The organism is Xanthobacter sp. 91, assembly GCF_000702385.1.
Classification (GTDB): domain Bacteria; phylum Pseudomonadota; class Alphaproteobacteria; order Rhizobiales; family Xanthobacteraceae; genus Xanthobacter; species Xanthobacter aminoxidans.
Genome location: NZ_JNIB01000001.1, coordinates 2,797,067 through 2,816,405, shown reverse-complemented (window position 1 = coordinate 2,816,405; position 19,339 = coordinate 2,797,067). Strand labels below are relative to the sequence as shown.

The following is a 19,339-nucleotide window of genomic DNA, read 5'->3' as shown; positions in this document are numbered from 1 at the left end:
AGATCGGCGCCCGCTGGCCATCCGTCCCCCTGCGCTACCCGGCGAGCCGCGCGATCTCGCCGATGACACGCACGCGCACGCGGCGCGCATTGCCGGGGAGATAGGCGATCGGAATGTCCTCCACGTCGAGCGTCTGAACGCTGCCCGCTTCGGCGCCCGCCTCGACCGCCCGCCGCGTCGCCTCCCGCCGCGCTTCATCGAGCGCCGCGTTGCGCTCGACACCGGAGAAGATGCGGTCCACCTCGCCGCTCACCTGCGCAATGGCGGCGCCCACCGCATTGGCCACGGCATGGTGCTCGATACGCACCACCTCAGAGACCCCCTCCATGTGATCGGGCACCAGAAAGCTCCCGCCGCCCACCGCGATGAGGGGTATCGGCGCGGCATCGGTCTTCATGCGGTCCACCACCTCCGCAACCATGTGTTCCATGTGTCGGAGGCTGTCGGCCACCAGGGGGCGGGGCAGCGTGCCCACCCGTCCCGGTTCTCCCAGCGCGATCCGTCCCGCCGCGACGGCGATGTCCGTGGCGGTCAGCGTATCGCCGCCGAAGCACAGCGCCTTTTCCGGCAGCCGGAAGCCGACGCTGCCCGGACCGATCCGGCGCCCGTCATCGGCGATCTCCGTGCCGCCGCCGAGGCCGATGGAGATCAGGTCCGGCATGCGAAACAGCGTGCGCACGCCGCCGATTTCGACCATCGCATTGGCCTGGCGCGGAAACCCACCCTTGAGGCAGCCCACGTCAGTGGTCGTGCCGCCCACATCCACCACCAGCGCGTCAGTCAGGCCCGAAAGGAAGGCGGCGCCGCGCATGCTGTTGGTAGGACCGGAGGCGAAGCAATAGACGGGATGGCGCTCCGCCACCGCCCCCTGCACGATGGTGCCGTCATTCTGCGTGAGATAAAGCGGCGCCGTGATGCCGCTCTCGCGCAGCGCCCGCACGAAGGCGGCGGTGGTGCGCTGCGCAAGGCCCTGCAGGCCGGCATTCAACAGCGCCGCATTCTCCCGTTCGAGCAGGCCGATGCGGCCGATTTCGTGGGACAGCGTGATGCGCGCCGCAGGCATCACCTCCCGCACGATGTCCGCGGCCTCGCGCTCGCATGCATCGGTGAGCGGCGAGAACACGCTGGTGATGGCGACCGAACTGATGCCGCTCCCCGCGATGCGCTCCGCCTCGCGCCGCACGGCAGCGCGATCCAGCGGCACCAGGACCCGTCCGTCATACTCGTGCCCGCCGCCCACCATGTGGATGCTGCCCCGCATGGCCGCCGCAAGGTCCTTCGGCCAGCCGATGAAGGGCGGCAGGCCGGCATTGGCGGGCAGGCCGATGCGCAGCGCCGCGACCCGGTCCAGATGGCGGCGCTCCACCACGGCATTGGTGAAATGCGTGGTGCCGATCATCACCGCTTCGATCCGCTCCAGGGCCGGATGGCCTGCAGCCGCGGCCACCAGATCCACCAGCGCCCGGCGCACGCCGTCCGCGACATCGACGGTGGTCGGTCGCTTCAGCGCGGCGAGCACCTTGCCGCCTTCGAGCAGGACGGCATCGGTATTGGTCCCGCCGACGTCTATTCCGATGCGGCTCATGCCGGCTCCTCCCCGAAGACGCTGTGGAAGTCCACGTCATGGCCGAAGGCGCGCGGGCCGACATGCCGCAGCCCCTCCGCGCTGCGATGGATCGGCTGCGACGGCAGGGCGATGACCGTGACCCTCTGGCCGTAGCGCAGGCTCTCCGTGCCGATGGCCTCGCCGGAGATAGTGTCGAGCACGCAGATCAGGTCGGGCGTCGTCACGATCACCGTGCCATCGCGCCGCCCAATGGTGAACTCGTTCTGGAAGGCGATGTCGAAGGACGCGCCGGCATCTTCGCCGAGGCCCGCGAGGATGAGGGAGCCGCGCAGGAACCCCTCGGTGGTGCGCCGCTGCACATCCATCACCTTGCCGGTGAACAGCCGCTTTCCGCCGGCGGCGGCCACGGTCGCCTCGACCGGGTCCTCATGCGCCGTCTTCGCCCGGCGCACCTCGCGCCCCAGGGCGATGGCGTGCGACAGGCTGCGCAGGACCGCGTGACGCTTCACCTCCGCGCCGGTGCGCGGGGCCTGGCAGGTGGTCGCGACCGATCCGTATTCCGTGCAGACCCTGCGCCGCACGCGCTCCATCTCATGCCAGCCCGACGCGGTGGGGATGATGACGTCATTGTCACGGATGTCGGAAACGACGTGCGGGACCATCTGCAGTCCGGCAATGGAGAAGGTCTGCATCTGGGCCTCGGGGTAGGCCCGCCCCATGGCGTCCGCATCCACCACCGGCAGGCCCGATGCTGCGGCGACGAGCAGCGGCTGGAAGGCGTTGCAGCCGCCGATCTCCACCGTCATCACCGCCCGGAACGGCCGGCCCAGGAAAGCCTCCATGATCCGAACCGGCTTCAAGGCGAAGGCGGCATCGGTCATCCGCTCCTGGAACACCAGCGGCGCGCCCATGGTCGAGACCACGGCCACAACATCGTCGTCGGCGAGTTCGTCGGGATCGAGAAGGGCAATCCGGCCGCCGTCCTCATAGAATTGCCGGGCGACGAGGTGGGAGGCATAGGGCGACCCGCCGCCTCCGGTCCCGAGAATCCAGGCGCCAATGGCCAGCAGGTCAAGCTCTTCCGCATCGAGGAGGCGAGGCATCGCAGGTCCTTCAGCTGTGAAGCGGGCGGTGGTTTCGCCCACCGGGGCCATTCGGGGATGGTTTCACGCGAGGGGCAGTCACCGCTCCGCCCCGATCTGCTTGAGATAGGGCACGAGGTCCTGCCAATCCGCAGCCTCGACCTGGGCTGCGAGGTAGCCGTCCGGCCGGACCAGCGAGATGAAAGCTCCACCGTCAGATCGAGGCGACGCAGCGGCCACGAGCCGGGGAAAGCGCGCGGCGAGTTCGGCCGCCCCGCTTCCGCCGCACGCGGTGAACATCGGCGCGTCGCCCGCGCCGAACGGCGTTTCGCCCGCCACCGGAGGCACCCGCGCGCCGGCCTTCGCTTCGCCTTGGCAGGGTCCGTTGAGCGGGCTGTCCGGATAGCCGATGGAGACTTCCGCCATCAGCCCCGTGATGGCCCGCTGCACCGGCGACAGCCCCATCAGGATATGGGCGACGAAGTCGCGCACATGCTGCAGCGTGTGGTCGGCCAGCGTGCCGATCCGGGTCATGCGCCCCGAGGCCGCGATCACCAGCGCGCCGACCGGGCGGCGTTCCAGATCATAGCTCTCCAAAAGCGCCGGCGCGCTGGCGAGGCCGCGGATCACAAGGGCCAGCTTCCACGCCAGATTGATGGCGTCCTGCATGCCGGTGTTCATGCCCTGCCCGCCCGCCGGGCTGTGGATGTGAGCCGCATCGCCGGCGAGGAAGACTCGCCCGGACCGATAGTTCTCCACCTGCCGCTCGTTGATGCGGAAGGCGCTGACCCATTCCGTACCAGTGAGTGTGATGCCCCCGGGGCCACGGGCGTCGATCATCTTCTGGAACGCCTCCTGGTCCAGCGCGACGGGCGGCGTTGCGGTCGAGGGGCCGAGACTGGTGATGATGCGCGCGCGGTCGGGCGCCATTGGGAAGAACAGCAGCGGGCCGTCCTCGTGCCACAAGATGGCCATCTGCGAGGAGGGAAAGGGATATCCGCTCAGGTGAAAGTCACCCTGCGTCCAGTCGAGGCCGAGGGTATCGCCCAGGAAGTCGAGGCCGAGGTGATGGCGCACGACGCTGTGCGCGCCGTCGCAGGCCACCAGATAGGCATATGGCTCGGTGCGCTCCGTGCCGTCGGGCTCCCTCATGCGGGCGGAGAGGCCATCCTCGTCCTGCTCGAAACCGAGGAGCTCGACGCCGAGGTCGGGCGTGACGCCGTGAGCTGCGAGGTGACGCCGCAACACGGCTTCGGTGTCGTACTGCGGCACCATCAGCGCAAACGGATAGGGTGAAGGAATCTGGTCGAGCGACAGCGAGGCCACCGGACGGCCACCCGACAGGATGTTGGCAACGGTGACCTTGTTGCCCATGGCGATGATGTCCGCCGCCGCCCCGGAGCGGTCGAGCAGTTCCAGCGTTCGTGGCCACACCGCGACGGCCCGGGACGTGTGGGTCGCCTCGGGGACCTTGTCGATGATCCGTACCGGGACGCCGTATCGGGCCAGTTCCAGGGCCATTGTCAGGCCGACCGGCCCCGCGCCGGCGATGAGCACCGGATCCTTCATCCTGTCCTCCCCCTGATGTTGTGCTTCGGCCCGCCTAGCGGGGCGAACCTCGATCTTGCGTCGATGGTGGCTGCGCGGCGGCGCATTATTCCGTGGGCTGATCGTTCCTGTTGACGGGCGGCCCCAGGAATTCCACGTGCCATTTCAGCCCGAAGGCATTGAGCGCGGCCTGGTCGGGGATGCCATCGTGCATCACGCCGGCCAGCTCGGTGAAGAAGGCTGCCGCATCAAGCGCCGGAGCCATGAGGATGTACTGGCGCGCGGGCTTGTCGGTCACGTTGCAGAAGCCGTGCTCGACCCCACCGGGAATGCTCACCACGTCACCGGCCTCGGCATAGAAGCGCTGGCCGTCCGCCTCATAGAGATACCGGCCCTCGATGACGCGGAAGATCTCCGCCTCGCGGTGGCGATGCCGGGGCGGACCCGCGCCGGGGGCATTGATGGTCTCGATGAAGCAGAACTCGCCCGAACTCGCCGCCGGCGGCATGCGCACGAACAGGTCGAGCCCGATGGCGGGGATCTTGATGGGCGCTTCGGTTCCTTTCGAATGCAGGAACGAGATGGGCATGGGAGCCTCCGTGAGACCGCAGGTGATGGGATGATATCGATTTGATCCTAGTTTTCTTCCTCGAACAGCCAGATCTCGGCGGTGGGCTGGGGCAGGCCGCCGGTGCCTTCGCGCAGTCCGAGGAAGGCGGGGATGCGCCGCTGCTGCTCCGGCGTGAGAGACGCGATGAGAGGCTTCAGCGCGGCTGTCACGGTCTTGAGGTCCCGCGCCCGCAGCGCCTCGGCATCGGCGATGCGGTCCAGGATCTCGACGAAATCAGCCGGCGGAGGCGCCTTTGCCCGCTCGGCCCGGCGCTCGGCGGACAGCTTCGCCACCGCGCGGATGGCGGCCTCCACCGGCGGCCAGAGCTTCTGCTGTTCGGGACTGAGGGTCATCACCGTCTTCAGCGCGAGAAGGCGCGCCTCGAGCACGGCCTGGGCATCCGCCGCGCTGTAGAGTTCCACGGCCGGCGGTGCCGTCTGGGCCTGCGCTGCGGGCATGGCGATGAGAAGAGCGCCCGTCAGGGCGGCCACAAGAGTGCAGTTCATGGTCAGGATCTTCCGTGTCGCTGGATTTGAGAGGAGACGGCCGTTGCCGTCACTGCCATCCGCCACCGGGCAGCCGGCCGTGATAGGGGGTGTCGCGGCAATGGCCCCACGGCCCGTGCCAATAGCCGGGAGGGCAGCCGTTGCCGAAATAGCCGTAGGCGGGAGGCAGGTCGTAGACCCACCCGCCGCCCGGCACGCGGCCGCTATAGGGGGTGTCACGACAATGCCCCCACGGCCCACGCCACCAGCCCGGACCGCAACCTTGGGCGATGGGGGTCACGACGGCGGACTCTGGCACGGGAGGGCGCGCCAGAGGCATCGCCGAAGCCGGCAGCACCGCCAGCGTACCGAGCCACAGGCCGGAAATCAGTCCGAAGGTGTTTCGCATGGGATCACTCGCAGTGAGACGTCCCGGGCCTCGAAGATCGCAGCCCGCACCAAGGGGCCCCTTTGCGGACCCGGTGCCAGGGAATTATCTCCACCGCGCTCACGGCGCATCGACAGAACTGGTGATGCGCCTCGTCGTCTCTCAGCGCTCCGGCATCAAAACAGCCGCGACCATCGGCGCCACCGAGGCCGAACAGATCAAGCTAGATGCAGATCCGCACAATCGAGGTGCGGATCTGCATCAACGGCGATCAGGTGTTGAGCTGTCCCCCATGGGGCCTGCCTTCTCGTGAACCTCGTTTATGGTGCGCTCACTTTTATGGCGAGCAGGACCAGCATATCGGATTCGCAAATATACTGCCCATAAATTGATGATATCTGACTTGATACATGCTTGAAGCACACGCGGAAATATCAAGAATTACAATGTTCCGCCACCCCCATCGACCATCGAATGGGAGTTAAGTTGCTCAACGGAGATCAATCTACGCGACCACAGCCCTAGGCGGCGGAGCAGGTCGACGCCGCGGGTTCCGTGGCAGGGGAGCTCCGCATCCCGCCGCTAGAAGCGCCAAGCCAGATTGGCCTGGACGGCATTGACCGTCACGCTGTCTGCGAACTGGCCGACATAGGCCATGCCGAAGCGGACCTGTTCGCCGATGCGCAGGTCGGCGCCCACTTTCACCAGCGCGGTGTTCTGCGCGAGCGGCACGCCGGCGACGGTGAAGTTCGCGCTCGGGACGCTGAGGAAGGCGAGCCGGGCATCGGGGGTGAGGTCGCCGAAGGCATATTGCCAGGCGAGCGAGGCATGGGGCTCCAGCGCCATGCCGCGTGACAGCTCCACGGTGCTCGCCAGCCGCAGGCCGAGCGAGGAGTAGCCGACGCCCATCGAGCTGGACGCACCGAACAGGCCGGCCGAGGCGCCCGTCTCGGTGAAGCCGTCGGTGTTCAAATGGACGTAGGCAAGGCCCGCGAAGGGCTCCAGCGCCAGCTGCTGGACGGCGAAGCCGTAGCCGACCTCTGCGAACACCTGCCCGGTCCCGCCGGAATAATCGGCGTTCGCCCGCTGGAAGAAGCCGGGATAGGCGATGGTGCGCGAAGCGTCGATCTGGTTGAAGGCGTAGCTGGCGGCAAGGCGCAGCTTCCATGGCCCGGAGCTGGTGCCCGCATAAAGCGCGACCAGCATGCTGTCGGTGTTGGACTGGCTCGCCAGCGCATCCATCTGCGCATTGGAATGCGTGTAGCCGATCGCAGCGCCGAGCATCCAGTTCTCGACCTTCACGTCAGCGCCGGAAATGATCCCGCCGATGTTGGCATCGACGTCGGCGGTGTCGCGGCCGCCGCCATAGGCGCTCCACCCGCCGAAGGCCTGCGCCCAGATGGTGCCGTTGAACGCGGGTTCGGCGGAAGGCTGCGCTTTGGCGGGGAATGGCACGCCGGACGTGGTCGGCGCGGCATAGGCGAGCGCCGGCCCGCCAAAGCCGAGCGCGGCCGTCGGGCCGCCCTGGCCGGCATAGGAGCCCTGGCGCAGGCGTCCCAGCAATGCGTCGCGGCTGTACGCGCTGTCGCCCAAGAGAACGGTCTTCGTGCTGGCATAGGCCTCGCCGGAGAGGGCGGTAAGCGCGCCGGGCAGTTCGGCCACGGTGAGGCCGTAGAGCGGGCTGAGCGCCGTGGGAAGAGTCGTCAGCAGGCCGTTGGTGGTGGTGTTGATGACGCGATCGAGGGCACCGCCGACCGCGCGCTGGTTCGGCGTGTTGCCCGCCTTGCCGGCGAGATCGGCCGCGACCGTCATGGTCACCGCGTTCGGGGCATAGGCCACGCTCGCGTCGAACAGCGCCGGCAGGCCGGGGGTGACCACATGATCGAAGGTGCCGGTGATGCCGTCGGTGGCGACGATGAGCGTCGTGGTCGGGGCGAAGCTGGTGTCGAGGAAGGACGCCTGCAGCGTGCCGTCGAGCCGTATGGTGCCCGTCACCTCCAGGAAGTCGCTGCCCTTGTCCGTCACGCGCGCGGCGTAGGTGCCCGTCGCGGTCTGCACGAAGGTGCCGCTGAGGAGGTGGGTGATGGTCGGGCCGGTGCCGCTGACGCCGAGCCAGCCGGCGTTCTCGAATCTCTTGTCCGGCCCCGCCGTCGCAGCCAGCCGGCCATCGATGATGCCCGCGTTCACGATCACGGTGCCATGGCTGTCCGGGCCCGTGCGCAGGGCATCGGCCTCGACCGTGGTCTTCAGGATCCCGTAGTTCAGGAAGGTGCCGTAATCGCCATGCAAGTCCACCGCCGCCCCGGCGATGCCGGTGGCGGTGATGGTGCCCTTGTTGGTCAGCACGCCATAGGTCTCGCCACGCATGCCGATGCCGCCGTTGCCGGTGACATTGATGGTGCCGCTGTTGATGATGTCGTCGCCCTTCATGCCCGACAGAGCGGCGGCATTTTCGCCCGCGAAGTTCAGGGTCCCGATGTTGCGGATCGGGTTGTACATGCCGGGAATGGTGGCGATGAAGCCGTTTATGGTGGTCGTGCCGCCCGCGGTCGAGACATAGATGCCCACGACATTGTCGCCATAGGCCGAGTTGGACGACACGACGGCCCCGGGGATGTCGATCTCGTACCAGGTCACGACGCCGAGGGCGTCGATGTGCATGACCGCGGGATGCACCACGCCGTCCGCCGTCACCCAGTTGGTGACGAGGTTGTACTCGCCGGAGCGGCCGGCTCCGGTGATGCCCTCGAAATGGGTCGCGACGGCGCCGGGGTGGTCGTAGGTCTGATAGGTGCCGGTGGTCTGGTCGTAGATGTAGCCGTGCTCGGCGTGCAGCCCGCCGCCGACCTCGACCTCGCCATAGCCGCCGGCGATCTTGTCGCCGTAGATGCCATAGGCGGTGGTGCTGACCGCGCCTGGTATGTTGTTGGTGGTATAGGTTTTTGTGTCGATATTGTAGATGAAGGCGTTACCGGTCGCGAGCCGGGTGTCGTAGTCGCCGACCACCTGGTTGCCAAAGTTGCTGTGGGCAATGGTGTAGAGCGTGTCGGCGCCCGGATAGGCCAGCGGCGTCAGCGTCTGCCCCGGCGCCGCGGCGGCGTCGTAGAGATAGCTGAGGTCATAAGGGGCCGACGTTTCGGTCTGATAGCTGCCCACCACACGCAGGATGCCGCCGGGGGTTCCGAAGCTCGGCCCATAGGGCGACGAACCGATGGCGCCGGGATAGTTGACCCCGTTGTTGGTGGCTTCCGGCATAGGCGACCAGGTGCGGCTGGTCATGTTGTAGTAGAGGCCGCCGGTCTCGGTGCTGCCGGGAATGGTGTAGTTGCCGACGATGTTGTCGCCGCGAATACCGGTGAGGAACGTCCCGTTCGTCCCGTAATTCAGCGTCTCATAGGTCGTCGGCGAAGACGGCAGGGGTTCGGCCAGCGCGCTCTGCGCAAGGCTGCCGGCACCCAGGCCCATGGCGACGAGCCCGAGTGCGCGTGTGCGCGACACGTCGCAAAAAAACGATCGAATTGTCATGAAATGCCCCGCCGCCCCGGCTCAGGGCAATGTCAGGCTATCCCAGGGTAACTGGAATAGCTATTTCACATTTCGATCTTGTTTCGCCGGAGCAATCCCCGCGCAAGCCACGGTTTGTCGCGTACTTCCAGCGCCGACATGATGCCCCCGCGCTGCTCGATCGAAATTCATGCAGAGGCGGAGGCGGGGCACCAAGTCGCCCCGAACCGGTTGCAGTCAGCCTTGTCGAGGCTCGAAGCCGAAGCGTAGCGGGCGCACGATCTGCTCCGCCAGCGCCTCGCGGTCCGCAGCCGTCTCGCCGGTCTTGGGGCGGTACCAGATCGACATCCAGTTGATGGCGCCGAGGGCAGCCTTGATGGTGAGTGAGGGAGATTCACTTATCGCGCTGCCGTCTTCCAGAGCCGTGTCGAGCATGGAACGAAACAAGCGTTCGTAACGACGGCGCATGTCCATCACGGCATCCAGGGTGCGCCGCTGGGCCGGGGTGGTGGCCGCCAGCCGGTGCATGTGCACGCCCTGCACCACAACCGCGATGTAGGTATGGTTCTCCATCGACGCCAGCGCGTGTGCCTTCAGCATTCGAGCAAGGCGCGAGCCAGCCGTGCCCGGCATCGCCGACGCCGTTTCCACCGCGGCGAACAGGCGATCCATGCCCTCGCGGTGCACGTCGAAGAAGAGGTCCGTCTTCGAGGCGTAGTAATGATAGATACGGCCCTTGGTGGCGCCGAGGCGGCGCGCCACGTCGTCGATGCTCGTGGCGGAGAAGCCCTGCTCCATGAAGCTCGCGGCCGCCGCCTCGAGGATGTCGGCATTGCCGGTGCCGTCGCTCCGGATCTCCAGCGTGCTCCCGCCCGCCATCACTTCGCCCGCCGTGCCGGCGCCCGTCTTGCCCGTGGCCGGCTTAGTCGTGGCCGTCTTAGTCGTGGCCGTCTTGCCCGAGACCGTCGTGCCCGAGACCGTCTTGGCTTTGCCAGCGTTGCCTTTTCCTGCCATGTCCTGCCCAGACCCTTGCTAAGTGCGCCTGCACGCTAGGCTGCCGCGCGCCCGCAGCCTAGCGAACGATTGCAAATCCTTCACCCGGATGAGGTGGCTGGACAAAGCCCCTCTCAAATGCATACTACCGAGTATGTTGTAAGCCAACGTCCCGCCCGTGCGCGATGCCGCCGCAGGACAAGCCGGAACAGGTCCCGATGTCCCTTCCCATCCCCTCCCCCGGCGCTCCGCCTCTCGTGAGCGGCTGGCTCGACGTGACCCAACCTCTCGTCGATCTGTTTGCGGACGCCATTTCCGACCATCAGTTCATCCATGTGGACCCCGAGCGCGCAGCGCGGGAGAGCGCCTTTGGCGGCACCATCGCCCACGGCTTCCTGGTGCTGTCCCTGCTGTCGAAGCTCGGCGCCGAGGTGATGGAGCTGCCCGGACCGGGCGAGGTGGGCATCAACTACGGCTTCGACAAGGTGCGCTTCCTCATGCCGGTGCCGGTGGGCCAGCGCATCCGCGGCGTGTTCCGCGTCGCGGCGCAGGAGCCCAAGGGCGGCGGCATCCTCAATCGCTTCGACGTGACCGTCGAGCTCGAACACGCCGCCAAGCCGGCCCTCGCGGCGGAATGGCTGGTTCTGATTCTCAAGGGAGACAAGGCATGAGCATCTCGTTCGAGGGGCGGGTGGCCATCGTCACGGGCGCCGGCGGCGGGCTCGGCCGCGCGCATGCGCTGGAGCTCGCCCGCCGCGGCGCCAAGGTGGTGGTGAACGATTTCGGCGGCGCCCGCGACGGCACCGGCGGCTCTACCGCCGCGGCGCAGGCAGTGGTGGACGAGATCCGCTCCGGCGGCGGCGAGGCACTTGCGGACGGCGGCAACGTCACCTCCGCTTCGGACATGGAAGCGATGGCAGCGGCGGCCCTGCAGGCGTTCGGCCGCATCGACATCCTCATCAACAACGCCGGCATCCTGCGCGACCGCACCTTCGCCAAGATGGATATGGCGGATTTCGCGGCCGTGGTCGCGGTGCATCTGCTGGGCTCGGCCAACGCCACCAAGGCGGTGTGGGAGACCATGCGCGCGCAGAAATACGGCCGCGTGCTGATGACCTCCTCCACCTCCGGCGTCTACGGCAATTTCGGCCAGTCCAACTACGGCGCCGCCAAGGCCGGGCTCATCGGCCTGATGAACGTGCTGCATTTCGAGGGCGAAAAGTACGGCATACGCGTCAACGCCGTTCTGCCCACGGCCGCCACCCGCATGACCGGCGACATGATGGACGAGCAAACCCTCGCCCATCTCGCCCCCGAGAATGTCACGCCCGCCGCCCTCTACCTCGTGAGCGAGGAGGCGCCGAGCCGCACCGCTTTGCTCGCCGGCGCGGGCACCGTGTCACGCATGGCGATCGTGGAGACGGAAGGCGTGTTCCTGCCGCAGAGCCAGCGCACCCCCGAAGCGGTGGCGGCCGCCTTTGCCGATCTCGCCCGGCTGGACAATGCGATCGAGACCGAGGCCGGCCTTGCCCATGTGGAGCGCATCATCGCGCGCGCCAAGGCCGCAGCCATCGCGGCGGCCTGAAGGGAGCTTCCATGAGCGAGCCTCGCCCCGCCCCCGAAGGGCGGACGGCGTTCCCGCGCCTCTATGCCATGCAGACGCGCTGGAACGACGTGGACCGCTACGGCCACATGAACAACGTGGTCTATCTCGAATATTTCGACAGCGCCCTCAACCGGGCGCTGATCGGGGCGGGTGCGCTCGACTTCGCCGGCACCGGGCCCATCGGCATCGTCGCCAAGGTCGGCTGCGACTACTTCTCCGAGGTGAGCTACCCGGACGAAGTGGAGGTTGGCGTGCGCATCGAGCGCATCGGCAGCTCCAGCCTCACCTGGGGCTTCGGCCTGTTCCGGTCCGGCGCTCCCCTCACAGCCGCGGTGGGGCGCACCATCCATGTCTATGTGGACCGCGCCAGCCGCCGCCCGCAGCCGCTCAGCCCGGAGCTGAGGGCCCTCGCAGCAACGCTCCACGTTCCCCGGAAGGATCCCGCATCATGAGGGAAGCCGTCGTCGTCTCCACCGCCCGCACGCCCATCGCCAAGGCCTATCGCGGTGCCTTCAACGACACCAGCGCCCCTCAGCTCGCCGGCCACGCCATTGCGAGCGCGATCGCCCGCGCCGGCATCGACGGCGGCGAGGTGGAGGATGTCATCATGGGTGCCGCCCTGCAGCAGGGCACGACGCACATGAACATCGGCCGTACCGCCGCGCTGCGCGCCGGCCTGCCCGTCCATGTGCCCGGCCAGAGCGTCGACCGCCAGTGCGCCTCGGGTCTCATGGCCATCTCCATCGCTGCCCGGCAGATTGTCGGCGAGGGCATGGAGATCGCGGTCGGCGGCGGTGTCGAGCAGGTCTCGCTGGTGCAGAACGAGCGCATGAACGTCTTTGGCTGGCACGACACCTGGCTGGATGCTCACGTGCCCTCGACCTACATGAGCATGATCGAGACCGCCGAGATCGTGGCCGCGCGCTACGGCGTCTCCCGCGCGGCGCAGGATGCCTATGCCCTCCAGTCCCAGCAGCGCACGGCGCAGGCGCAGGCCCGCGGCGCTTTCGACGACGAGATCGTGCCCCTCGACACCGTAAAGGTCGTCACCGACAAGGCCACGGGCGAGATCCGCCGCGAGGCGGTGCGCCTCACGCGGGACGAGGGGAACCGCGCCGACACGACCGCGGAAGGCCTCGCGGCGCTGAAGCCGGTGTTCAAGGGCGGCATCGAGGTGGCGGAAGGCCGATGCGTGACCGCGGGCAACGCCTCTCAGCTCTCTGACGGTGCCTCCGCCTGCGTGCTGATGGAGGCCAGGGCGGCCGAGCGGCGCGGACTTTCTCCGCTGGGCATCTACCGCGGCATGGCGGTGGCGGGCTGCGCGCCGGAAGAAATGGGGATCGGCCCGGTCTTCGCCGTGCCGAAGCTGCTGGCCCGTCACGGCCTGACGGTGGATGACATCGGCCTGTGGGAGCTGAACGAGGCCTTCGCTGCCCAGCTCCTCTATTGCCGCGACCGGCTCGGCATTCCCGACGAACGGCTGAATGTGAACGGCGGCGCCATCTCCATCGGCCATCCCTACGGCATGTCCGGCGCCCGCATGACAGGCCATGCCCTCATCGAGGGCCGCCGTCGGGGCGCACGCTACGTGGTGGTCACCATGTGCGTGGGCGGCGGCATGGGCGCGGCCGGCCTGTTCGAGGTGGCGTGAGTTTCTCCCGAGCAGCCTGAAGGCCCCGGAGCAATCCGGGGCCGGTTTTTGGCGTCCCAGGATCAGCCCCGTGCCGAAAGGCCGATGCGCCTGTCGAGCCAGGCCGGGCGCGGGAGGGGGGCGTGGGCCGCCGCATCGGCATCAAGGCGCATCTGCACGTGGGCAGGAAAGGGCGCGGCCCGTGGCGCGCCCGCGGCACGGGAGACATGCATCAGCACCTGTTCGCACAAGGCGAGCGCCACGCCCTCGGCATCGATGAGCCGCATGAGGATGTGCATGCGCTTGGCATCCGCCGCCAGCACCACCAGCTCGACCGAAAGTGCCGTGCCCTCATGGCATTCGTGAAGGTATCCGATCCGGCTGTCGAGCGTGTAGAGAGTTGCGGCCTGCGTGGTGCGATAGTCGGCGTCCAGCCCCAGGCGCTCCATGTAGGCCGTGGCGGCGTCGGAAAAGACGATGCCATAGGCGAAATCGCCCATATGGCCGTTGTAATCCACCCATTCCGGGCGGACGCGGTCAGCCAGAATGACGATGCCGGAAACGGCAGCCTTCTGCTGCGAATGGTCCACGACAGCTCCCTCCCTCACTGAAGACGGGGAGGCCGCGACGGCCTCCCCGGTCCTGCACGAAGCCCATTTCTCCTGCGCCGGCATCCAGGGGCTGCGGGCGCCCGACCCGTTCCGTCCGGAGAGCCCCTCAGCCCTTCACCAGCGGGCAGGCGCTCTCCTCGATGGGGCGGAACGCTTCCTTTCCGGGGATGGTGCGCAGAACCTTGTAATAGTCCCACGGCCCCTTGGAGTCCTTCGGAGCCTTCACCTCCACGAGGTACATGTCGTGCACGAGGCGACCGTCCTTGCGCAGATAGGCGTTGCGGGCGAAGAAATCGTTGATGGGGGCCTCGCGCAGCTTGGCCATCACCTGCGATCCGGAGACGGTGCCGGCCCCCTCGGCGGCCTTCAGGAAATTCGTCACCGCCGAATAGACGCCCGCATGCACCATGGTCGGCATCCGGCCGTTCATGCGCTGCGCATACCGCTTCGACCAGGCACGCGTCGCGTCGTCATAGTCCCAGTAGAAGCCGGTGGTCAGCGTCAGGCCCTTGGCGATGTCGAGCCCGACCGCATGCACGTCAGTGAGGAACAGCAGCATCCCGGCGATGCGCTGGCCACCCTGGGTGATGCCGAATTCCTGCGCCTGCTTCAGCGCCGTCATGGTGTCGCCGGAGGAGTTGGCCAGCGCCACCACCTTGGCGCCGGAGGCCTGCGCCTTCAGCAGGTAGGAGGAAAAATCCGAGGTCTCGCGCGGGTGCCGCACGCTGCCCACCACGGTGCCGCCCGCCGCCTTCACGGCCTCGCTCGTGTCCTTCTCCAGCGCGTGGCCGAAGGTGTAGTCCACGGTGATGAAGAACCAGCTCTTGCCGCCGTCCTGCGTCATGGCGCGGCCGGTGCCGTTGGCGAGGGCATAGGTGTCCCACGTCCAGTGGGCGGTGGAGGGCGAGCACGCCTTGCCCGTGAGTTCAGAGGAACCCGCGGTGGAGACGAGGAATGCGGTGTCGGTGTTGCGCGTCACCTCCTGCACCGCCATGGCGACCGAAGACGTCGGCACATCGATGATGGCCTTCACGTTCTGCTGGTCGATCCAGCCGCGCGCCAGGCTGGCGCCCACGTCCGGCTTGTTCTGGTGGTCGCCGACGATGACCTCTACGTCACGGCCGAGCAGCTTGCCGCCGAAATCCTCCACCGCCATCTTTGCCGCAGCGACGGAACCGGGACCGGCGAGGTCCGCGTTCATGCCGGACATGTCCGTGAGCACGCCGAGACGCCAGGTCTCCGCAGCCGCCGGACCGCCGGACAGGACGAGCGCCGCCAGAGCGGCGCGGCCGAAAAATCCGCGCGTCATCAGATATCCTCCCTTGGGTGCTTTTGGGGACGCGGCGGTTTGAGCCCGCCGTCGTTGCTTGACGGGACGACCCGTTAGCGGGTCGCCTCCGAAACCAGCCTGGACAGCAGGAACTGGTCGGCCTCGTAGGCCGCGGCCCAGTTGCCACCCGCCGAGCCATCAAGCGCGCGCTTGGTCATGGCGAGGGCGAGGGGTGGGCAGGCCGCGATCTCGCCGGCCCACGCCCGCGCGGCGTCGAGTGCGCCGCCCTGCGGTGCGCTCCTGTCGGCAAGTCCCATCGCCACCGCCTCGGCGGCGGAGACGGTCTCGTCGCAGAAGAGGAGCCGCTTGGCGCGGGCCGGCCCCACCAGAGCGGAGAGCAGCGGCAGGCCGCCCCAGCCGAGCGTCATGCCGAGGCGCACCTCCGGAAAACGGAAGAAGGCGCCGTCCGCCAGAACCCGGAAGTCGGCCGCCAGCGCCAGGATCGCGCCGCCGCCGATGGCCGGCCCCTCCACCGCGGCGATCACCGCCTGCGGCAGGCGGCGCCAGCGCTCGGACATGCGTCCGCCTGCGGCCATGGCATGATGGCGCGCTGAGATGTCGTCATCCGGCCGCCAAAGGGCCTCGTCCTTGAGGTCCACCCCGGCGGAGAACCGGGTGGACGTGCCGGCAAGCACCACGACCCGCACCGTGGTGTCCGCCTCCAGCTCCGCCGCGGCGGCCGTGAGCGCCTCGATGGCGGCAAGGCTCAGCGCATTGGCCTTGCCGCCGCGGTCGTAGCGCACGACGGCGATGGTGCCGGCCCGCTCGATCTCCACGATTTTCATGGCGCCGCAGGCCCTCCGAACAGCCCATCCTTTACATACTACTGAGTATGTTGCATAAGGAATGAGCCTTTGCAACAGGCTCCAAGGGCGTCACGAATACGCCGGCCAAGGGAGAGAACGAGGATGAGCGAGCGGGAAGCAGCGCTGTCGCGCGACCATGCGGTGCTGCGCGCCATGCTTGAGCGCCGCGCGGCGGAGCGGCCGCAGGCGCCCTTCGTGCAATTCTGGCCGGGGCCTGCCGAAACCTGCACCTGGAGCTATGCGGAGACGCTCGCCCGCGTGCGTCGGCGCGCGGCCACGCTCGTCCGCCATGGCGTCCGGCGGGGCGACCATGTGCTCTGCTTCATGGGCAACGGGCCCGAGCTGCTGGCCACCTGGTTCGCCATCAACTACCTCGGCGCCGTCTATGTGCCCCTCAATACTGCGAGCCGCGGCCGGCCACTGGAGCATATCCTGAACGATGCCGACGCCCCGCTGATGATCGCGGAGGCAAGTCTTCTGCCCCGCCTGCGGGAGGTGGCGCCGGGCAAGCTCTCCGTCGTCCTCACGGTGGCGGGCGCGCCTGAGCCGGTGCCGGGCCTCGATGTCGTGGCGCTGGAGGACCGGGACGATTTCGCGCCCGCCGATCTCGACCTCGACCGCCCCATCGAGCCGTGGGACACCCAGGCCATCATGTACACCTCGGGCACGACGGGGAGCCCCAAGGGCGTGATCTCGTCCTACACCCAGCTCTACACCATGGGCCCCGACGCGTTCGCCGTCGCGGACGACGAGCGCTGCCTGATCTGCGGCCCCATCTTCCACTGCGGATCGACGCTCTACGTCTACGCCCAGCTCGCGCGCGGCCTTTCGATCGGCATGATGCGGGAGTTCCGCACCCAGGACTTCTGGCCCGCCGTACGCGAGACCGGATCCACCTACGTGCTGCTGCTTGGCGTGATGGCGAGCTTCCTCCTGAAGGCGCCGCCGGCCGCGACCGACCGTGACCATCCCCTGCGCCGCGCCTTCATCACGCCCTTCGGCGAGGATGGTCCTGCCTTCGCCGAACGCTTCGGCGTCGAGGCCTGGACCATCTACAACATGACCGAGATCGCGAGCCCCCTTCACGCCGGCCCCGGCATCACCGAAAAGGGCATCGCCGGCCAGCCCCGCCCCTGGTTCGAACTGCGCATCGTCGACGAGCACGACCTTGAAGTGCCGGAGGGGGCGACCGGCGAGCTCGTCATCAGGGCCCACCGGCCGTGGGCCCTGATGAAGGGCTACTACAACAATCCCACGGCCACCGCCGAGGCGATGCGCAACGGCTGGTTCCACACCGGCGACGGCTTCCGCCGAACCGCCGACGGCAACTTCTTCTTCGTCGACCGGCTGAAGGACGTCATCCGCCGCCGCGGCGAGAACATCTCCTCCTTCGCGCTGGAAGCCGAGGTGCGCACCCATCCAGCCGTGAAGGAATGCGCCGCAGTGGCCGTGCCCAGCGCCCTCAGCGAGGACGAGGTTCTGGTGGTGGTGACGCCGGTGGACGGTGCGACTCTCGACGCCGAGGACCTCATCCGCTTCCTGGCCGCCGGCATCCCGCACTACATGGTGCCGCGCTATGTCAGGCAGGTGGAAGCGCTGCCCAAGACCGCAAGCGGCAAGGTGCAGAAGCACGAGTTGCGCGCCGCCGGCGTCACCTCCGACACCTTCGACCGGGAAGCCGCGGGCATCCGCATCGGTCGCGGCTCCTGACGGCGGAAAGGCAGACCATGGCAGGTTTCGTCTTCAACACCACGCGCTCCATCGTGCTCGAGCCCGGCGCCGCGCGCCGGATCGCAGATCTGGCCGGCCCGCTGCTCGGCCCGCGCGTCGTTCTCGTCACCGACAAGAGCCTGCGCACGGCCGGGCTTGTCGCTCCCGCCCTCGCCTCCCTCGCTGCCGCCGGGATCGCGGTCGCCATTTTCGACGACGTGGTGGCGGACCCGCCGGAGGCGATCGTCGCCGCCCTGACCAACCTCGTCGCAGCGCACCGGGCGAGCGGCCTCCTTGCCATCGGCGGCGGATCGCCGATGGACGTGGCGAAGGTGGCGGCACTGATCGCCGGCAGCGGCGAAGCGCTCGCGGACATCTATGGCGTCAACCGCGCCCGCGGGCCGCGCTTGCCGCTGGTGCTGGTGCCCACCACCGCCGGAACCGGCTCGGAAGTCACGCCCATTTCCATCATCACCACGGGCGCCGCCACGAAGATGGGCGTCGTGACGCCGCATCTGCTGCCCGACATGGCGATCCTCGACGCCGAGTTGACCCTGAGCCTGCCTCCGGCGGTGACGGCCGCCACCGGCATCGACGCCATGGTTCACGCCATCGAGGCCTACACTTCCGCCTCACCGAACAACAATCCGCTGTCGCGCACACTCGCCCGGCAGGCCTTGGGGCTGCTTGGCGGCGCCATCCGCACCGCCACCTTCGACGGCGCGAATATCGCGGCGCGCAGCGACATGCTGCTCGGCTCGCTTCTCGCCGGGCAGGCGTTCGCCAATTCCCCGGTCGCCGCGGTGCATGCGCTCGCCTATCCCATCGGCGGGCATTTCCATGTGCCGCATGGATTGTCCAATGCGCTGGTGCTGGCCCCGGTGCTGCGCTTCAACATGCCCGCCGCCGCCACGCTCTACGGCGAGATCGCCGCGGACGCCTTCCCCGAGCTGGCCGACGTGCCTGCGACGGAACGGGCCGCCGCGTTTGCCACGGCATTGGCAGAGCTGAGCCACGCCCTCGGCCTGCCCCCGGGGCTCGGCGCCGTCGGCATCACCCGCAACGACCTGCCGCTTCTGGCTGCGGAGGCGATGAAGCAGACGCGCTTGCTGGTCAACAACCCGCGCCCCGTCACCGAGGCGGACGCTCTCGCCATTTACGAAGCCGCCCTGTAGACGCGCGGACGGCGCGTTCGGCCCGCCCGACGAGATTAACGGCGCCTTCGATGTCGCTGTGGCCGTCGAGACGCCGCGCGAGCGCGCGACCGTGATCCGCGAAGCTCTCGACCGCGCCCCTTTAGACGCCGACCTCCTCAGTCTCGCACGGCATGAAGCGCTGCAATCGGGCGACACAGACCGCGTGCGCGGTGCTGCGTCAAAGCTCATGCGCCTGTGCCCTGACGACAAAGACCTCGCCCGCATTCAGAAACTCTGACGTGAGCCCGTTTTCTCCTCCGATTCAGGAGCGAG

The 19,339-nt window shown here is 68.3% G+C and carries 19 protein-coding genes; 8 read left to right on the top strand and 11 right to left on the bottom strand.

The window, feature by feature from the left end; all coding sequences use genetic code 11:
* Positions 1-34: 34 nt before the first annotated feature.
* The 6 genes from A37E_RS0113335 to A37E_RS26450 form a co-directional block, all read right to left on the bottom strand.
* Positions 35-1,585 (bottom strand): hydantoinase/oxoprolinase family protein, encoded by a 1,551-nt coding sequence (locus A37E_RS0113335; protein WP_029557043.1) that lies wholly within the window; start codon positions 1,583-1,585, stop codon positions 35-37.
* A complete protein-coding gene (locus A37E_RS0113330; RefSeq protein WP_029557042.1) occupies positions 1,582-2,670 on the bottom strand; it encodes a DUF917 domain-containing protein in 1,089 nt (362 codons plus the stop codon). The genes A37E_RS0113335 and A37E_RS0113330 overlap by 4 nt, the downstream gene beginning before the upstream one ends.
* A 78-nt stretch (positions 2,671-2,748) precedes the next feature.
* Positions 2,749-4,206, bottom strand: coding sequence for an FAD-dependent monooxygenase (locus A37E_RS0113325; RefSeq protein WP_245279329.1), 1,458 nt, complete (start codon positions 4,204-4,206; stop codon positions 2,749-2,751).
* Between the two features lie 97 nt (positions 4,207-4,303).
* Entirely contained in the window at positions 4,304-4,786 is a 483-nt protein-coding gene (locus A37E_RS0113320) for a cupin domain-containing protein (RefSeq protein WP_029557040.1), read from the bottom strand.
* A gap of 47 nt (positions 4,787-4,833) precedes the next feature.
* A complete protein-coding gene (locus tag A37E_RS25360; protein WP_051679006.1) occupies positions 4,834-5,313 on the bottom strand; it encodes a Spy/CpxP family protein refolding chaperone in 480 nt (159 codons plus the stop codon).
* Between the two features lie 49 nt (positions 5,314-5,362).
* Positions 5,363-5,701 (bottom strand): hypothetical protein, encoded by a 339-nt coding sequence (locus A37E_RS26450; RefSeq protein ID WP_197022973.1) that lies wholly within the window; start codon positions 5,699-5,701, stop codon positions 5,363-5,365.
* Positions 5,702-5,825: 124 nt separating this feature from the next.
* On the opposite strand from A37E_RS26450, the gene A37E_RS26910 reads away from it, so the two are divergent.
* The gene (locus tag A37E_RS26910; RefSeq protein ID WP_156026315.1) at positions 5,826-5,993 is read left to right on the top strand and encodes a hypothetical protein; all 168 of its coding nucleotides are present in this window, start codon (positions 5,826-5,828) and stop codon (positions 5,991-5,993) included.
* A 269-nt stretch (positions 5,994-6,262) separates the two neighbouring features.
* Here the strand turns inward: A37E_RS26910 and A37E_RS0113310 are convergent, their stop codons facing one another.
* Complete coding sequence (locus tag A37E_RS0113310; RefSeq protein WP_051679005.1) at positions 6,263-9,145, bottom strand: autotransporter domain-containing protein; 2,883 nt, start codon at positions 9,143-9,145, stop codon at positions 6,263-6,265.
* 276 nt (positions 9,146-9,421) lie between these two features.
* Entirely contained in the window at positions 9,422-10,198 is a 777-nt protein-coding gene (locus A37E_RS0113305; protein WP_245279328.1) for a TetR/AcrR family transcriptional regulator, read from the bottom strand.
* A gap of 197 nt (positions 10,199-10,395) precedes the next feature.
* Between A37E_RS0113305 and A37E_RS0113300 the strand changes: the two genes are divergently transcribed.
* The 4 genes from A37E_RS0113300 to A37E_RS0113285 are packed head-to-tail and all read left to right on the top strand — an operon-like array spanning position 10,396 to position 13,434.
* Positions 10,396-10,848 (top strand): MaoC family dehydratase, encoded by a 453-nt coding sequence (locus A37E_RS0113300; RefSeq protein ID WP_051679428.1) that lies wholly within the window; start codon positions 10,396-10,398, stop codon positions 10,846-10,848.
* The gene (locus A37E_RS0113295) at positions 10,845-11,762 is read left to right on the top strand and encodes an SDR family NAD(P)-dependent oxidoreductase (protein WP_029557035.1); all 918 of its coding nucleotides are present in this window, start codon (positions 10,845-10,847) and stop codon (positions 11,760-11,762) included. Before A37E_RS0113300 ends, A37E_RS0113295 begins: the two co-directional genes overlap by 4 nt.
* Before the next feature lie 11 nt (positions 11,763-11,773).
* Entirely contained in the window at positions 11,774-12,235 is a 462-nt protein-coding gene (locus A37E_RS0113290) for a thioesterase family protein (protein WP_024277402.1), read from the top strand.
* Positions 12,232-13,434 carry an acetyl-CoA C-acyltransferase gene (locus tag A37E_RS0113285; protein WP_029557034.1) on the top strand — a complete coding sequence of 401 codons (1,203 nt, stop codon included), beginning with the start codon at positions 12,232-12,234 and terminating at the stop codon, positions 13,432-13,434. Before A37E_RS0113290 ends, A37E_RS0113285 begins: the two co-directional genes overlap by 4 nt.
* A 62-nt stretch (positions 13,435-13,496) precedes the next feature.
* On the opposite strand, the gene A37E_RS0113280 is transcribed toward A37E_RS0113285, so the two are convergent.
* From A37E_RS0113280 to A37E_RS0113270, 3 genes are all read right to left on the bottom strand, one after another.
* Complete coding sequence (locus A37E_RS0113280; protein ID WP_051460544.1) at positions 13,497-14,003, bottom strand: thioesterase family protein; 507 nt, start codon at positions 14,001-14,003, stop codon at positions 13,497-13,499.
* A gap of 127 nt (positions 14,004-14,130) precedes the next feature.
* Positions 14,131-15,333, bottom strand: coding sequence for an ABC transporter substrate-binding protein (locus A37E_RS0113275; RefSeq protein ID WP_029557033.1), 1,203 nt, complete (start codon positions 15,331-15,333; stop codon positions 14,131-14,133).
* Between the two features lie 74 nt (positions 15,334-15,407).
* Positions 15,408-16,139, bottom strand: coding sequence for an enoyl-CoA hydratase/isomerase family protein (locus A37E_RS0113270; protein WP_029557032.1), 732 nt, complete (start codon positions 16,137-16,139; stop codon positions 15,408-15,410).
* Positions 16,140-16,262: 123 nt separating this feature from the next.
* On the opposite strand from A37E_RS0113270, the gene A37E_RS0113265 reads away from it, so the two are divergent.
* The 3 genes from A37E_RS0113265 to A37E_RS0113255 are packed head-to-tail and all read left to right on the top strand — an operon-like array spanning position 16,263 to position 19,304.
* Positions 16,263-17,870, top strand: coding sequence for an AMP-binding protein (locus A37E_RS0113265; RefSeq protein ID WP_029557031.1), 1,608 nt, complete (start codon positions 16,263-16,265; stop codon positions 17,868-17,870).
* A 17-nt stretch (positions 17,871-17,887) separates the two neighbouring features.
* Positions 17,888-19,045 carry an iron-containing alcohol dehydrogenase gene (locus tag A37E_RS0113260; protein ID WP_029557030.1) on the top strand — a complete coding sequence of 386 codons (1,158 nt, stop codon included), beginning with the start codon at positions 17,888-17,890 and terminating at the stop codon, positions 19,043-19,045.
* Between the two features lie 58 nt (positions 19,046-19,103).
* A complete protein-coding gene (locus tag A37E_RS0113255; RefSeq protein WP_029557029.1) occupies positions 19,104-19,304 on the top strand; it encodes a hypothetical protein in 201 nt (66 codons plus the stop codon).
* Positions 19,305-19,339 lie beyond the last annotated feature (35 nt).

What these genes read in the sequence shown, in the direction of transcription:
- A37E_RS0113335 (WP_029557043.1), bottom strand. Translation starts at nt 1,585, where the DNA reads ATGAGCCGCATCGGAATAGACGTCGGCGGGACCAATACCGATGCCGTC.
- A37E_RS0113330 (WP_029557042.1), bottom strand. Translation starts at nt 2,670, where the DNA reads ATGCCTCGCCTCCTCGATGCGGAAGAGCTTGACCTGCTGGCCATTGGC.
- A37E_RS0113270 (WP_029557032.1), bottom strand. Translation starts at nt 16,139, where the DNA reads ATGAAAATCGTGGAGATCGAGCGGGCCGGCACCATCGCCGTCGTGCGC.
- A37E_RS0113295 (WP_029557035.1), top strand. Translation starts at nt 10,845, where the DNA reads ATGAGCATCTCGTTCGAGGGGCGGGTGGCCATCGTCACGGGCGCCGGC.
- A37E_RS0113265 (WP_029557031.1), top strand. Translation starts at nt 16,263, where the DNA reads ATGAGCGAGCGGGAAGCAGCGCTGTCGCGCGACCATGCGGTGCTGCGC.
- A37E_RS0113260 (WP_029557030.1), top strand. Translation starts at nt 17,888, where the DNA reads ATGGCAGGTTTCGTCTTCAACACCACGCGCTCCATCGTGCTCGAGCCC.
- A37E_RS0113320 (WP_029557040.1), bottom strand. Translation starts at nt 4,786, where the DNA reads ATGCCCATCTCGTTCCTGCATTCGAAAGGAACCGAAGCGCCCATCAAG.
- A37E_RS25360 (WP_051679006.1), bottom strand. Translation starts at nt 5,313, where the DNA reads ATGAACTGCACTCTTGTGGCCGCCCTGACGGGCGCTCTTCTCATCGCC.
- A37E_RS0113300 (WP_051679428.1), top strand. Translation starts at nt 10,396, where the DNA reads ATGTCCCTTCCCATCCCCTCCCCCGGCGCTCCGCCTCTCGTGAGCGGC.
- A37E_RS0113305 (WP_245279328.1), bottom strand. Translation starts at nt 10,198, where the DNA reads ATGGCAGGAAAAGGCAACGCTGGCAAAGCCAAGACGGTCTCGGGCACG.
- A37E_RS0113290 (WP_024277402.1), top strand. Translation starts at nt 11,774, where the DNA reads ATGAGCGAGCCTCGCCCCGCCCCCGAAGGGCGGACGGCGTTCCCGCGC.
- A37E_RS26910 (WP_156026315.1), top strand. Translation starts at nt 5,826, where the DNA reads ATGCGCCTCGTCGTCTCTCAGCGCTCCGGCATCAAAACAGCCGCGACC.
- A37E_RS0113310 (WP_051679005.1), bottom strand. Translation starts at nt 9,145, where the DNA reads ATGGGCCTGGGTGCCGGCAGCCTTGCGCAGAGCGCGCTGGCCGAACCC.
- A37E_RS0113285 (WP_029557034.1), top strand. Translation starts at nt 12,232, where the DNA reads ATGAGGGAAGCCGTCGTCGTCTCCACCGCCCGCACGCCCATCGCCAAG.
- A37E_RS26450 (WP_197022973.1), bottom strand. Translation starts at nt 5,701, where the DNA reads ATGCGAAACACCTTCGGACTGATTTCCGGCCTGTGGCTCGGTACGCTG.
- A37E_RS0113275 (WP_029557033.1), bottom strand. Translation starts at nt 15,333, where the DNA reads ATGACGCGCGGATTTTTCGGCCGCGCCGCTCTGGCGGCGCTCGTCCTG.